At 62.9% G+C, this 14,666-nt stretch carries 10 protein-coding genes and 2 pseudogenes; 7 read left to right on the top strand and 5 right to left on the bottom strand.

Going from position 1 to position 14,666, the window contains the following annotated elements:
- Positions 1-34 precede the first annotated feature (34 nt).
- From BKK79_RS42470 to BKK79_RS38585, 4 genes and pseudogenes are all read right to left on the bottom strand, one after another.
- Positions 35-427, bottom strand: a complete 393-nt coding sequence (locus BKK79_RS42470; protein ID WP_442873322.1) for a hypothetical protein — start codon at positions 425-427, stop codon at positions 35-37.
- Positions 405-995, bottom strand: a pseudogene (locus tag BKK79_RS41865) (superoxide dismutase). The gene BKK79_RS42470 and the pseudogene BKK79_RS41865 overlap by 23 nt, the downstream one beginning before the upstream one ends.
- A gap of 17 nt (positions 996-1,012) precedes the next feature.
- Positions 1,013-2,217: pseudogene (locus BKK79_RS38590) on the bottom strand (chromate transporter).
- Between the two features lie 39 nt (positions 2,218-2,256).
- Complete coding sequence (locus tag BKK79_RS38585; RefSeq protein ID WP_017514989.1) at positions 2,257-3,231, bottom strand: chromate resistance protein ChrB domain-containing protein; 975 nt, start codon at positions 3,229-3,231, stop codon at positions 2,257-2,259.
- A 133-nt stretch (positions 3,232-3,364) separates the two neighbouring features.
- Here BKK79_RS38585 and BKK79_RS38580 point away from each other — a divergent pair, with 133 nt between their 5' ends.
- The 7 genes from BKK79_RS38580 to BKK79_RS38550 all read left to right on the top strand — a co-directional run bounded on the left by BKK79_RS38580 (position 3,365) and on the right by BKK79_RS38550 (position 11,502).
- The gene (locus BKK79_RS38580; RefSeq protein WP_017514988.1) at positions 3,365-3,652 is read left to right on the top strand and encodes a CnrY/NccY family anti-sigma factor; all 288 of its coding nucleotides are present in this window, start codon (positions 3,365-3,367) and stop codon (positions 3,650-3,652) included.
- A complete protein-coding gene (locus BKK79_RS38575) occupies positions 3,649-4,095 on the top strand; it encodes a periplasmic heavy metal sensor (protein WP_024570396.1) in 447 nt (148 codons plus the stop codon). The genes BKK79_RS38580 and BKK79_RS38575 overlap by 4 nt, the downstream gene beginning before the upstream one ends.
- A complete protein-coding gene (locus BKK79_RS38570; protein ID WP_017514986.1) occupies positions 4,092-4,667 on the top strand; it encodes an RNA polymerase sigma factor in 576 nt (191 codons plus the stop codon). The genes BKK79_RS38575 and BKK79_RS38570 overlap by 4 nt, the downstream gene beginning before the upstream one ends.
- A 73-nt stretch (positions 4,668-4,740) precedes the next feature.
- Positions 4,741-5,997: a TolC family protein gene (locus BKK79_RS38565; protein ID WP_024570395.1), complete on the top strand. Its 1,257-nt coding sequence runs from the start codon at positions 4,741-4,743 to the stop codon at positions 5,995-5,997.
- Positions 5,994-7,181 carry a CzcB/NccB family metal efflux transporter periplasmic adaptor subunit gene (gene czcB, locus BKK79_RS38560; RefSeq protein WP_024570394.1) on the top strand — a complete coding sequence of 396 codons (1,188 nt, stop codon included), beginning with the start codon at positions 5,994-5,996 and terminating at the stop codon, positions 7,179-7,181. Before BKK79_RS38565 ends, czcB begins: the two co-directional genes overlap by 4 nt.
- Positions 7,178-10,408, top strand: coding sequence for a CusA/CzcA family heavy metal efflux RND transporter (locus BKK79_RS38555; RefSeq protein WP_024570393.1), 3,231 nt, complete (start codon positions 7,178-7,180; stop codon positions 10,406-10,408). The genes czcB and BKK79_RS38555 overlap by 4 nt, the downstream gene beginning before the upstream one ends.
- Before the next feature lie 38 nt (positions 10,409-10,446).
- Positions 10,447-11,502: a DMT family transporter gene (locus BKK79_RS38550; RefSeq protein WP_024570392.1), complete on the top strand. Its 1,056-nt coding sequence runs from the start codon at positions 10,447-10,449 to the stop codon at positions 11,500-11,502.
- A gap of 137 nt (positions 11,503-11,639) precedes the next feature.
- Here the strand turns inward: BKK79_RS38550 and BKK79_RS38545 are convergent, their stop codons facing one another.
- Complete coding sequence (locus BKK79_RS38545; RefSeq protein ID WP_024570391.1) at positions 11,640-14,573, bottom strand: Tn3 family transposase; 2,934 nt, start codon at positions 14,571-14,573, stop codon at positions 11,640-11,642.
- Between the last annotated feature and the right edge of the window lie 93 nt (positions 14,574-14,666).

Here is a 14,666-nt window from a genome sequence, read left to right as displayed (position 1 = left end):
CCACGGGCAGGCGATGCGATCGATCTTGGGGCGTTCACGCGTGATCCATTTCATGGCGCAGTCCGTGGTTTGCTAACCGTGGGATGACTACCGGCGGCCCATTCTTCGAGACCGCCGACCAGATACGACGCATCAAAGCCAGCGGCTTCCAGCAGCGCTGCGCAGTCTTGGCCAACTTGGTGGCCGCGAACGCAATAGACGATGACCGGGCGGTTTGCGTCGAGAGTGGAAATCCAGTGCCAAGGTCATCGGGGTTGCGCCAGATGGCCCCCGTGATAATTTGGTCACTCGCATCGAACGCTGCCTTGCGTCTGACGTCGATCAATTGCGGTGAGTCGAGGGCTTGCAAAGCCGCGGCGAGTTCACGGGAGTGGTAGCATTCGGCATGGGCAATCCTGCGTCGGTTATTGCTGAGCTGTGGCAGCAAAGCGGGTTGCCACGCGTTGCCAACTGATGTTCGGCAGGAACGCATCGACATACGCGGCCGCCTTGGCGCCGTAATCCATGTGGTAGGAGTGCTCATACATGTCGAGCGCCAGGATGGTGTGGCGCCTGCGAGCGTATGGGCGTGATCCGACGCCCACTGGTTGACGAGCCGCCCGTCGCGCGGCGAATAGGTGAGCAACACCCAGCCCGAGCCACCGCCAAGCGCCTTGCCCATTGCCCGTGAATTCGGCCTGCCAGCGCGAGACCGAGCCAAAATCGCGCTCGATAGCGCTTTCAGGTTGCCTTCCAGCGGCCCGCCATCGCCAAGGCTGTCGAAGTACACCTCGTGCAAGATCATCGAATTCGTGGCGATGAGTTCCTCACGTTTCAGCCCATTGAGTACGAACACAGGTGCGGTCGCGACATCCAATGCGACAAGCTCCGCCGTAATGGCATTCAGTCGCTTGACTGCGCCACCGTAGTTGTTCTCGTAGTGGCTGAAGATTAGTTTCTCGGACAGGCCTGGCAACCCGCGGATCGCATGAGAGCGGCTTCATCTGGTAAGTCATGTGTCTCCTGTGGCGATTCAGTGGTGCAGCAGCGGATAGGCGAGCAGGCCGATCGCGGCGGCACCTGCAACAATCATGGGCTCGGACAGTTTCTTGAACTTCAGCAGCAGTGCAACGGTGACCAGTGCCAGCAACACCGTGGGGATATCGATGATCGAGCGCTTGGCCAGCACGATGACCGCGCCCGTGATCGCGCCGATGGCGGCTGCCGTGACACCATCCACGAACGCCAGGATGGCGGGCAGCTTCCCGTATTTCTTGAAGTACGGTGCCGGTAGGATCGTGAACAGGTAGCAGGGCAGGAACGTTGCCGCCGCTGCCATGCAGGCCCCCGGCAGTCCTGCGACCAGATAGCCGATGAAGCCGACGGTGATGACTACCGGGCCAGGCGTAATCATGGCCACGGCCACGGCGTCCACAAACTGCTTGTCGTTCAACCAGTGGTGTTCGGTCACCACGCCGCCATACAGGAACGGCACGATGGCGAGCCCCGAGCCGAAGACGAACGCACCGGCCTTGGCGAAGAACACACCGATCTGCGAGAGCAGTGGCCAGTCCACGGTACTTAGCAGACCACTTGCCGCCGGCAACGGTGCTGCCGCCATCGCATTGAGCTTGCCTTGGCGGAACCATTTGGGCGGTGCACGCCAGAACCAGACCAGAACGCCAGCCGCCAGAAATAGCCAAGCCACCTCCGATTCGGTGATGACCGTCACTGCTGCGAGCACCAGGTAGATGCACCACAGCAGTTTGTCCTTACCAACACTCTTCTTGGTCAGCTTGTAGGCACTGATCGCAATGATGCCGATGACGGCGGCACCCACCCCGTAGAACACGGACTGCATCCACGTCAGTCCACCGAAGCGCGTGTATGCCAGCCGAGTGCCAACACCATCAGGAAAGAGGGCAACACAAAGGCGATGCCGACGAGCGTCGCGCCCAGGATGCGGTAATGCACATAGCCAAGGTAGATCGCCAGTTGGGCCGCCATGGGCCCTGGCGCCAGTTGTGCCAGCGCGATGCCTTCCTTGTAGTCGGCGTCGGTGATCCACTGGCGCGCGTCCACCAGATCACGGTGCATGTAGCCGGCCAGGGCCACCGGGCCACCAAAGCCGAAGGTGCCGAGTCGCAGGAAGTAAAGCACCAGTTGCCGTAGCGTGTAGCCGGGGCGCTTATGGGTTGACTGGTCCGATGCGGTATCGGCTGGTTGGGGCGAGTTCATCGTTAGTCTTGAGGTGTGAAATTGATTGGCGAATTTGGATTAGCGCTTGCGGCTACTGGAGAAGTGCAGATGGAGCGAATCGAGGACATGGCTCATCTCGTCCAGCAGGGCATCATCGTCGGACAGCCGCTCACGGGCACCGGTCAGCACGGCTTCAAAGCCGCTCGCTTCCGCGACGGGCATGCCGCCGATGTCGAGTACATGAATCATCTGGCCAAGGCGCGCCAGCCCCTTGTCCTCGTCGAGCCCAAAGCTGGCGAGCAACACTTCAAAGGAAACGCGGTCGCCGATATGCGTGAACGTCGCGCCATCGAAGTCGAATCCCAACGCGTCGTCCGGGCATTCGTGCATGTCGGCGAGCCAGAGGAAGGTGGCGTGGGGATCGATGAAGCGCCGGATCAGCCAGGCACAGGCGACGCGGTCCACCCAGAGGTGCCGGCGTGTCGCCCAGTGCCGCCCCTGATACTGGGTGGGATCACGTCGTGGGATGCTGCCGGCTACCCCATGTGGTTCGCCCGGCGACAGGAGAATGTCAACGGCCGCGTTGAAGTCGCGCCATTGCGCTTCGGCCCGGGCCGAAGCGTCGTTGGGGAAGAAGTCGATATGGCGAATCGCGTCGAATCCCCGGCCGTGGCGGCGCACGAGGCGCAGCAATTCCGCTTCGTCCGTGTCGCCCAACGTTGCGCGCGCACCGGAGAGTTCGGCCGCCCAGGCCGCGTATTCGGCCGACCGGTCGAACAATGCGCGATACTCGGCATCCTCTCGCGCATCGTTCGTGTGGACCGAGAGGATCCAAACCTTGCCGTCTTCGCTGGTCGCGTCGGCAGCGAGCTTTTCGAGCTGGCCGCGCAATCCCGGCTGGTCGGGCAGAAGGTAAGCGCCGTCCCGCAACGACGCGCCGCCGAGCGACTTGATGCCGCGCCACAGTCGCATACGCGGGGTCGCAGCCGATGTCGGCAGGCTGACGATCAGCAGCAGCCAGGTGGCTTGGGGGCTGGATGGGAGAGGATTCATGCGCCAAGCGTAGCTGGCCGTAGTCGCCTCTTCAATGTTGTAGAGATCTCTACAATTCAAATATTCGATACGGATGCGAGGGTGTCTGCCGCTTAGCGCCGTATTAGCTAGGTCAACAGCTTGGAGATCAGCAATGGCTGACATCGACGAATGGCTAAATAGCGCCTCAAGGATCATACGAAAGGCGTCTTCCGAAACGGACATCGCGGAAATTCAGAGGCGGATCGCGGCAGAACCGACGCAAGAAGTCCTTGTCGCGCGCCACGATGTGTGGCGAGCCGTCCTCTGTGCCGCTGTGGCGGCGCTGGTGGCGTACGCGGCAATGGACCGAGTGGCCACGAGCCTGGTGGTCAGGACTGGACCGACCTGGGTGGCAACGCCGTCTGCCGCATCGCCGTTCGGCCTGCTGATCGGCGAATGATGACGCCGCGAACCCGACGCCTGTCCATTTCCACGCTGGTTGGCGCGCTAGTCGGCATTTCCGTGGCGATTGCAGGTGTCTATGTCACGCGTTCCTCGCATGAACGGCACACCGACTTGCATGAAATGCTGCACGAAGCCGTGCCGCTCGACGCCAACGAGCGCGAAATTCTCGAACTGAAAGAAGAGGCATTTGCCCAGCGCCGTCGGGAGATCGAGATGCGGTTGCGGGCGGCGAACGGAAAGCTGGCGAACGCCATCGCCAGAAATCCAAACTGGTCGCCCGAGGTCGAGGCCGCAACCCAGGAGGTCGAGCGCGCCGCCGGCGACCTGCAGCGCGCCACGCTGGTCCATGTGTTCGAGATGCGTGCCGGTCTCAAGCCCGAGCATCGGCCTGCCTACGACCGCGTCCTTGTCGATGCGCTTCGCCGTGGATCGCAGTGAATCCCGACGACGCGGACAAATTGCTCGCCCGCCAGGCGGCCGAAGGCAACCAGCGCGCGTTCGGTCAGCTTGTGGAACGGCATGGCATCGCGCTGGCTCAGGCTGCGCGCAGCTTTGGTATTCCCGAGACCGACGTTGACGACGTCGTACAGGACACCTTTGTCGCCGCATGGCACGCGCTGGATGATTTTGATCGAGACAGGCCGTTTCGCGCGTGGCTTTTCCGCATTGGACTCAACAAGATGCGGGACCTGTATCGCTTCCGGCGCGTCAGACAATTCCTTTTCGGCGCTGAGGACCTTGGCGACATGGAACTGGCCGGCGGGGTCGCACACGATGAGCCGGGCCCGGAACAGCACGTGGCAGCGCGCCGGGACCTGGCACGCGTAGTCAAGACCCTGGACAAGCTGGACAAGGGCTCGCGCGAAGCGATTGTATTGACGGCAATCGTGGGAATGTCCCAGCCGGAAGCAGCAGCCGTGCTTGGCATGAGCGTGAAAGCCATCGAGGGGCGCATTGCGCGTGCGCGGGCCAAACTTGCCGCCGTACTCGAGGCGGGCTCCCAAAAATAAAGACCCAATCCGACGAGGGGAAGCACCACCTGGATTCGTATAGAGAGGAATAGTAGTCAACCTTCTCTCTTCGATGAAACAGGTGATTTTTTCGTTGCTTTGCCGGCCTCGCTACCTCAGCGTGGCGTTGTGGTGCCTGCCTGCCGCATTGAGCCATGCCGCCGAGGCGCCTCCCTATCAGAACCTGTTGCAGCAGTCACTGGCACTTGCCCCGGCAATGGTCGCGCAGGCGGCCAATGTTCGCGCCGCCGGCGCCGACGCCGCTCAGTCCCGTGCCTGGCTCAACCCGCGGATCGATACCGTGCTGGAGAACTTGGGCGCCCCGGCAAGCGAAGGCGTAAGCCAGCGCCAGAATACCTATTCGATCACGCAGCCTTTTGAAATTGGGGGCAAGCGGGGCGCGCGCATCGAGGTCGGAGAACGCAACTTCGCCGCAGCACAGGCGCGAGAGCGGCAGGCTCAGGTGGCCTATGCCGCGGAACTCGCTGTGGTCTACGCAACCGCAGAAGCGATGCTGGGGCGCCAGGCGCTGGCGACCGAAAATCTGGCACGCGCCAATGAGGAGCTGGCGGCGGCGCGTGCCCTCGTCGATTCCGGGAAAGAGGCCAGTTTGCGCAGCGCGCAGGCAAGAGCCAGTGTGTCGGCGGCGCAGGCTGCCGAGGCGGCAGCCACCAACGACGCCACGCAAGCATTGGCAAGGTTGTCCGCGCTGTCTGGCGCCTCGGAGCCCTATACGGCGGTCACGAGTTCCTTGCTGACGGCCCAGCCGGCCATCCTGAATGCTCCCACCGCGCTTGGCGAGTCCCCCTCGGTGCGCGCTGCCGAAGCCGAACGCAATGCATTGGACGCCCAGGTGGACGTCGAAAGAAAGCGCTGGATCCCCGATGTCGGCGTCAGCGCGGGGGTACGCCGCTATGGCTGGACCAATGCCAGTGGCTACGTGGTGGGCGTGACGGCTTCCCTTCCGTTGTTTGACCAGAACCGCAATGGCATCAACGCTGCCGTCGAACGCGTCGCGGCTGCGCAGGCGCGGCTCGACAGCATTCGGCTTGAGGCGAATGCCGTACGCCAGTCCGCCATCTCCCAAGTGGCCACGACGGAAAAGCAACTCGCCGCGGCTAGCGAGGGAGAACAGGCGGCTACGGAAGCCTATCGCATGGGGCGCATTGGTTATGAATCAGGCAAGACGCCGCTGATGGAACTGCTGGTCGTGCGACGTGCACTGATCGAAGCCCGGCAACTGACGATTGACGCGCGCCTGGCGCGCGTGCGCGCCTTGGCGGCGCTGGCTCAGGCAGACGGCCGTCTGGCATTTGAGGAATCACGATGATGAAGAACGAGCGTCGGTCTGTGAACTGGCCAATGGTAGCTGGGGTGGCCGCAGTGGCGGCGGCGGTGGGTTTCGGCGCGGCGAGACTGTCTGGGCCGGAGAAGTTGCCCGCATCGTCACAGGCTGCAGAAGCGAAGAAGCCGGGAGTCACGGCGGAAAAAGCTGGCCCACAAGAGGTCAAAATTCCGGCCGCCTACCTTGCGGCCGCCAACATCGCGGTGGAGCCGGTAGCGAGCGCAGCAGTCGGCGCGGAAATCCTGGCGCCGGCCACGGTGGCAGCAGTGCTCGGCAGCGAGGCGGTTATCGTGTCGCGCGCCGCCGGCGCCGTGCAGCGTATTCAGCGCCGGCTTGGCGATTCCGTGCGGGCGGGTGATGTGCTGGCCGTGGTCGATAGCCCCGATGCAGCCGCCATGGCTGCCGAGCGCAAGGTCGCGCAGGCGAAGGCCGATCTCGCGCGCAAGACCTACGAGCGCGAGGCAAGCTTATTCCAGCAGGGCGTCACGCCCCGTCAGGAAATGGAAGCAGCGAAATCCGCGCTCGAAGTTGCGCAGGCCGAAGCGCAGCGCGCTGCCACGGTGGCCCAGTCCGCGCATCTGGCCAGCGACGGGCGCTCGGTGGCCGTCGTCAGCCCGATTGCGGGCAAGATCACGGCCCAGTCCGTCACGCTGGGCGCTTTCGTGGCCCCCCAGGCGGAACTCTTCCGCGTGGCCGGCACCGGTGCCGTGCAGGTGGAGGCCGCCGTGACCGCCGCCGATACGAACCGCATTGCCACCGGTAGCGACGCCACCATTGTGCTGGCCAACGGCTCGCCGCTGCCGGCGCGCGTGCAGGCGGTCACGCCGACTGTGACAGGTAGCGCGCGTGCCGCGACGGTGGTCGTGGTGCCGGCGCAGCCGACTGATCGGCTCGTGGTGGGCGAAGGCGTCCAGGTGCGCCTGCGCACGGCGGCGAGCGATGCCGCTTCCCTTTCTGTGCCGGAAGACGCGGTGCAGAACCTCGACGGCCGCGACGTCCTCTTCGTCCGCACGCAGGAAGGCTTCCGTCCACGTCCCGTGCTGGTGGGTACCCGTAGCGGTGGTTCGGCGCAAATCCTCTCCGGTGTACAGCCCGGCGAACAGGTGGCCACCCGCAATGCCTTCCTGGTCAAGGCGGAAATGAACAAGGGCGGCGGGGACGAGGAATGATCGAGCGTATCCTCAGCGGCTCGGTCCGCTATCGCTGGCTGGTTCTGTTCCTCACGGCAATCGTCGCGATCATTGGCGCCTGGCAACTCAACCTGCTGCCGATCGATGTCACGCCTGACATCACGAACAAGCAGGTCCAGATCAACACCGTGGTGCCGACGATGAGCCCGGTGGAAGTGGAAAAGCGCGTCACGTATCCGATCGAGACGGCTATTTCCGGTCTGAACGGTGTCGAGAGCACGCGCTCGATGTCGCGTAACGGCTTCAGCCAGGTGACCGTGATCTTCAAAGAGAGCGCGAACCTGTACTTCATGCGCCAGCAGGTAACCGAACGGCTGGCCCAGGCGCGTCCGAACCTGCCGGGAAATGTCGAGCCGCAGATGGGACCGGTATCGACGGGGCTGGGTGAGGTCTTTCACTACAGCGTCGAGTACCAGTATCCGGACGGCACCGGCGCCCCCATCAAGGACAGCGAGCCGGGCTGGCAGAGCGACGGCAGCTTTCTGACCGAGCGTGGCGAGCGTCTCGATGATCGCGTCTCAAGGCTCGCCTATCTGCGCACGGTGCAGGATTGGATCATCCGGCCGCAGTTGCGCACGACGCCTGGCGTGGCCGACGTCGATTCACTCGGCGGTTACGTCAAGCAGTTTGTCGTCGAGCCTGACACCGCCAAATTGGCAGCCTACGGCATTTCCTATGGCGAGCTTGCGCAGGCACTTGAGGATGCCAATCTGTCAGTCGGCGCGAACTTTATCCGGCGCTCCGGAGAGTCATACCTGGTGCGCGCCGATGCCCGGATCAAATCGGCCGACGAAATATCCCGGGCTGTGATTGCCCAACGACAGGGTGTGCCGATCACGGTGGGACACGTCGCAGCGGTCAAGATTGGCGGAGAACTGCGGTCCGGTGCCGCCAGCCGCAATGGCAACGAAACCGTGGTGGGCAGCGCGCTGATGCTCGTTGGGGCCAACAGCCGCACCGTGGCGCAAGCCGTGGGCGACAAACTGGACCAGATCTCGAAGACGCTGCCGCCAGGCGTGCTGATCGTTCCTACTCTCAATCGCTCCCAACTGGTGATTGCGACCATCGAAACGGTGGCGAAGAACCTGGTGGAAGGAGCGCTGCTGGTGGTGGCAATCCTGTTCGCCCTGCTGGGCAACTGGCGTGCGGCGGCCATTGCCGCCCTGGTCATTCCGCTGTCCATGCTGGTCAGCGCGATCGGCATGAATCAGCTCAATATTTCCGGCAACCTGATGAGCCTGGGGGCGTTGGACTTCGGCCTGATCATTGACGGGGCGGTCATCATCGTGGAGAACTCGCTCAGGAGGCTGGCTGAGCGGCAGCACCACGAGGGGCGTGTGCTGACACTCAATGAGCGGCTGGAAGAAGTTATCCAGTCCTCCCGCGAAATGGTCCGTCCGACGGTCTACGGCCAGCTCGTGATCTTCATGGTCTTCCTGCCATGCCTGACCTTCCAGGGAGTGGAAGGCAAGATGTTCTCCCCGATGGTGATTACGCTGATGCTGGCACTCGCGTCGGCCTTTGTGCTGTCGCTGACCTTCGTGCCCGCCATGGTGGCAGTGCTGCTGCGCAAGAAGGTGGCTGAGAAGGAGGTGCGCATCATCGCGGCAACCAAGCAGCGCTACCGGCCGTGGCTTGAGCTTGCCGTGGCGCGCCCAATGCCGTTCATTGGCACCGGTGTTGCGACGCTGGCGATCGCGGCGGCGGCCTTCACGTTTGTCGGACGCGAATTCATGCCGACGCTCGACGAGCAGAACTTGAACCTGTCGTCGGTGCGTATTCCGTCGACGTCGATCGACCAGTCGGTCGCCATCGATCTGCCACTTGAACGCGCTGTGCTGTCGCTGCCGGAAGTCCAAACGGTGTATTCGAAGGCGGGCACGGCCAGCCTGGCGGCCGACCCGATGCCGCCGAACGCTTCGGACAACTACATCATCCTGAAACCGAAGGACGAGTGGCCGGAGGGGGTCACGAGCAAGGAACAGGTTATCGAGCGCATTCGCGAGAAGACCGCGCCGATGGTCGGCAATAACTATGATGTGACGCAGCCGATCGAGATGCGGTTCAACGAACTGATCGGCGGCGTGCGTAGCGACGTCGCCGTGAAGGTCTATGGCGAAAACCTGGACGAACTGGCGGCCACGGCTCAGCGCATCGCGGGCGTGCTGAGAAAAACCCCGGGAGCCACCGACGTTCGCGTGCCACTAACCAGCGGTTTCCCGACCTTCGACATCGTCTTCGATCGCGCCGCAATCGCCCGCTATGGCCTGACGGTCAAGGAAGTGGCTGATACGGTGTCCGCGGCTATGGCGGGTCGGCAATCCGGGCAGATCTTCGATGGCGATCGCCGTTTCGACATCGTGGTTCGCCTGCCGGGCGAGCAGCGTGGGAACCTCGACGTCCTCGGCGCGCTTCCGGTCATGCTGCCAGCGGTTGACGGTCAGCCTCGTGCCTCGGTACCGCTACGCCAACTCGTGCAGTTCCGGTTCACGCAGGGTCTCAATGAAGTCAGCCGCGACAATGGCAAGCGTCGTGTGTACGTGGAAACCAATGTGGGCAGCCGCGATCTGGGCAGCTTCGTGGACGATGCCGCGGATCGCATCGCCAAGGAAGTCAAGCTACCGCCAGGCATGTATATCGAGTGGGGCGGCCAATTCCAGAATCTGCAGGCGGCAACCAAGCGCCTGGCCATCATCGTACCGCTGTGCTTCATCCTGATCGCCGCGACACTGTACATGGCGATCGGCAGCGCCGCACTGACGGCGACCGTACTGACGGCAGTGCCCCTGGCGCTGGCTGGCGGCGTGTTCGCACTGCTCCTGCGCGGCATCCCGTTCTCGATCTCGGCGGCCGTCGGTTTCATTGCGGTGTCGGGTGTGGCTGTGCTGAACGGACTGGTACTGATTTCAGCTATCCGGAAGCGGCTTGAAGATGGCATGACACCGCACAGTGCGGTGATCGACGGTGCCATGGAACGGGTCCGGCCGGTGCTGATGACTGCCGCAGTGGCATCGCTCGGTTTTGTTCCGATGGCCATTGCCACCGGCACCGGTGCGGAAGTCCAGAAGCCGCTGGCCACCGTCGTCATCGGTGGACTCATCACCGCAACCGTGCTGACATTGTTTGTGCTGCCGGCACTTTGCGGCATGGTGCTGAAGCGCCGGGCCGCCGGCCGGCCGGAAGCGCAAGCCGTGCTAGAAATGTGAGTTCGCGAGTCCACTTTAGCCCCATCCCCTGATCCGCCATGTCCATTCGTACCGCATCTCCGGCATTACTGGCCGCTCTGCTATTCGGTGCAAGCACGCCGCTGGCCAAGGCGCTGACCGGTTCAGTTGCCCCGCTCTTGCTGGCCGGGCTGCTATATCTGGGCAGCGGCTTCGGCTTGGCCCTTGTGCTCGCGATCCGAAGAATCTGGGCGAAGCCTGATCCGGGAAATGATCATGGTGGCATTCCGCGAGCAGAGGTGCCGTGGCTAATTGGCGCAATCCTTGCGGGCGGCGTGGCGGGGCCAGCGTTGCTAATGACTGGCCTCGTCTCGACCAACGCCGCGTCGGCATCCCTGCTGCTGAACGTGGAGGGTGTGTTCACGGCCGTCATCGCCTGGGTGGTGTTCAAGGAGAACGCCGACCGACAGATTGTTCTGGGGATGATCGCGATCGTGGCCGGCGGCTTGCTGCTTTCCTGGCAGCCGGGCAGCCTGCAGATGTCGACTGGCGCGCTGCTTATCGTCGGCGCTTGCCTGTGCTGGGCGGTTGACAACAACCTGACCCGCAAGGTCTCCAGCAATGACGCGCTACTCGTCGCCTGCCTGAAGGGTGTTGTCGCTGGACTATGCAACACGACGCTCGCCCTGATGCATGGGGCTGTGTTTCCACCGCTCAGTACCGCGACAGGTGCGCTGGTCGTCGGATTCGCCGGATACGGTGTGAGTCTCGCCTTGTTTGTGGTGGCGCTGCGTCTGTTGGGCACTGCGCGAACCGGTGCGTATTTCTCGGTCGCACCATTGTTTGGAGTCCTGATCTCATTTGTGATCTGGCCTGAAGTGCCAGGCTTGGCTTTCTGGCTTGCCGCGGCGCTGATGGCATTGGGCGTGTGGTTGCACCTGCGCGAGCGGCACGAGCACGAGCATACCCATGAGCCACTGGCGCACAGCCACTCGCATCGACACGACGAGCATCATCAGCATGAGCACGACTTCCCATGGGATGGCAAGGAGCCCCACAGACACTGGCACGCGCACGAGGTGATGGTACACAAGCATCCGCATTATCCGGACGTGCATCATCGTCATTCGCATTAGCGTGGCACTGCCTCCGCACTGTTGAAAATCGCTTGAGGGTCCTCCGACCACTTTCTCTACCTTGAGCTAAAGGAAGCTCAAGTTTCGGTAGTGCAAGACGAGGAGGCTTTCTCAGTACAGATTCCATGGTGCGTTCCTCATGAACCTGTCGCGCGCTGCCCGTGTGCGGCGTCCAGCAACATCTCCTGATACAGATGGAGCGGGAAACGCAGCGTGCCCCGGAAGTTGATATGTCCGAAGTGCGCTGGCCCCATTCTCCGTAGCCAGTCATCATCGATCCTCTGCCCCTTCTGGCGCCAGGCATCCACTGTCACCTGCATGCGCTGCGTGTTCCACGCAATCACCAGATTGGTGAGCAGGGTCAGTGAGCCCGAGATCGCGATCATCTCGTCACGCCGACGGCCCCGTTCTGGCGCGACCTTGCCGGTGTAGACCGCACGCTGGAGCTGATGGACTGACTCTCCGCGATTGAGCAGGGTATGCAACTCCCGCCGGAATTCTGGATTGCCAAAATAGTCGCATAGGAACAGCGTCCGCAGCAGCTTGCCGAGCTGATCGGCGGCACGATAGACGGCATCACCCTGTGCGGCACTGCCGAAGCGCTGAAGGGCAACCACGGCGCTGACGCGTCCGGACTTGATAGATGCCACCAGCCGCAGCAAGCCGTCCCAGCCATCACGAATAGCCTTGAGAGAGATTTCATGGGCGACGACCGGTGTCAGCTTGTCCGGGGCGGCCAATCGCCGCGGCAAGTAGAGCTTGCGCTCGGCCAGATTGCGCAGACGCGGGCACAGATCGAATCCAAGCAGCTTCGCAACCGCCATGCCGACGCTCGTATATCCATGCGTGTCGACGGAAAGTCGAAGCAAGCCACCGTCGTCGCGCGTGTCATTGTGGCGCACGACGCCTTCGATCGCGACGCCAGCTTGTCGCTCGTTGAGCACGATCGGCTGGTTGTACACAATTCCGTGCTGGTCCAGCACGTGCGTATAGATTCCGACCGCGTGGGTGCGCCGCCGGGGATCGGCGCGGGCATAGAAAAGGTGGGGTGAGGTGTCGAGGCTCATGGAGTCGCTCGAGGCTCGTTGTCCGTCTCCCCATAGTTCGGTGATCGTGTGAGTCCGCTGGAACTCAATTACCCGATCATTGGCACGTGCCAGTCGGCCTGGCATCTCCAACGCGCGCATCAGTGTTGAAATGTGCGCCGCGTCCAGCTGGGGAATCATCGCTGCGACAGCCTTGGCATCGATCTCAGTGCCGTGTGCGATCAGCGCGCCGTACAACGCCACGAGTTCGTTCGCGTCACGCGCTCTTCGGGCCAGGAGGACTGCGCTGAAGCCGGTGCGGGCGTCCATCTCCATGATCAGATCCGCGAACTGGGCTGTACCGATGGCCTTGAAGAGCATGTCGCGTGTCTTGCGAGGCAGACCATCCGTGGGCAGCGCCTCCAATGCCGACAGGTGCAGCGTACCGTCTGAGCCGATCGTGACCCGGCCGGCCTCGCGCGCCTCATCCAAGGCCGCAAGATTCACCTTGAGGTGCTCCGACAGGCGGTCGATAAACGCATTGGCCGTCGATGGCAATGCCAGCGACGACAGATGTCGGTCGCGTTCGTTTTCCCATTGCGTCGATGGAATCAGCAGTTGATCCCGTTCCCGGAAAGATAGACTGTGATGAATCCACACGGAGCCACGTCGCAGGCCTTTGCGCAGGCCGGTGATTGCCGAGGCTTCCAACGCATGCAGTGCACGTTTGCGATCGTCATTCTCGATAAGGTCATGCCAACTGCCGCTGGCTGGCACCTCACTGCCGCGGGGTAGCTCACTCGCACCGCTATCGTGCAATTTGGTAACGAGCGCCAATTGGCGCAGGCTGGGTTCCGCTTCCCGGCCGGCAAAATCCAGTTCCCGCAGCGATGTGAGTAGAGCTCGGATCCGCTGATTGTCCTCAGTCAGTGTCTCGCGCACACTGGCTGCATGGCTCATGGCGGGCTTGCTAGGTAAATCCCCCAGCAGCTTGCCGATCTCCGCGAGCCGCTCCTCGGCCGAACGTTCGGCCTCGCCGACGAGCATCTTGATCGCTAGCAGGCGCTGGCGGTAATCCGCGGCAGAGCGGGCCTGCTTGGTCGTGGTCTTTTCGTAGGCCTGTCGGACCAGATCGGAGACCCGTCGCCCTGTCTGATAAAGCAGGGAGTCTGTCAATTCCAGTAAGGTCACTCGAAGGAAGAAAACCAGTTCCAGCGTGCGCGTCGACGCCTTCAGTTCTCTGATCTTAACGGGGCGGCGCGCCTCGATGCGCTTGGCCCAGGCCCGCTGCTTCTCCATAGGCACCGCGTCCAGTTGCCAGGTATGCGCTCCGAGTTCCTTCAGGAATCGTATTTTCTCGAGCGTTTCGGCAATGGTTGTCGGGCTGTGACGTGCTGGCGGGGTCTTCAGCCACTCAAGAACGGTCACTCCCGACGTTTCGTGACGGGTCGACAGAACCGCGTCCGCACGCGCAAGTTGAGATTCCGGGATGGTAGCCTCGATCATGGCTACCACAGCTCGCTCGATTTCCGCCCAGATCGAGCGGCCGAGATCGCGCAACGCTCGCTCGGCCGGGATCAGGATCCGCCGCTCGTATAGCCAGGAGCGCGCGTGCTGTAGCAGGTCCTCGGGCGTCAGAGATTCTTTTGCATCCTGGCGCATCCACGCCCCAAGCCCTGCCCAATGGTCTGGCCCAATCCGTGTCAGCCCGAGATAGTCGCAGGCCCAGACTTGGTGGTCATAGAGCGTCTTGTAGCGGTGATACATGGTCCGCAGCGACGCGATGGTTGGCGTCGGCACGCCAAGGCGCTCACCGATGTAACGCAGCAACTGACGCGGCAGGGTGCCGACATGGTCCAGCGTATGGCCGCTCGCCCGAAGAAAGACCAGCTGGATTGCCGCGCCGGCGCGCCAGTCTCGTCGAAACCGCTCATTCACTTCCGCCATGTCGCTGTCGGTGAGCGCAAAGTACCGCTCCACGTCGAACTCCGACATTTTGGCGGGCAAGCGGTCGATTCCCACATAGCGAAATTCCATGCCTGGCATTTCCCTACCTCCTTGCGGCGGCGCGGTGCGTGGGCAGCTATGTTACCGCGAGATCTCTCAGAGTCTGCCGACGGTCGCGGGAGTCGACCGACA

It is taken from the genome of Cupriavidus sp. USMAA2-4, from assembly GCF_001854305.1.
GTDB lineage: Bacteria > Pseudomonadota > Gammaproteobacteria > Burkholderiales > Burkholderiaceae > Cupriavidus > Cupriavidus malaysiensis.
Note: the sequence above shows the minus strand (reverse complement) of the source record. Positions and strands in the feature narration are given on the sequence as shown.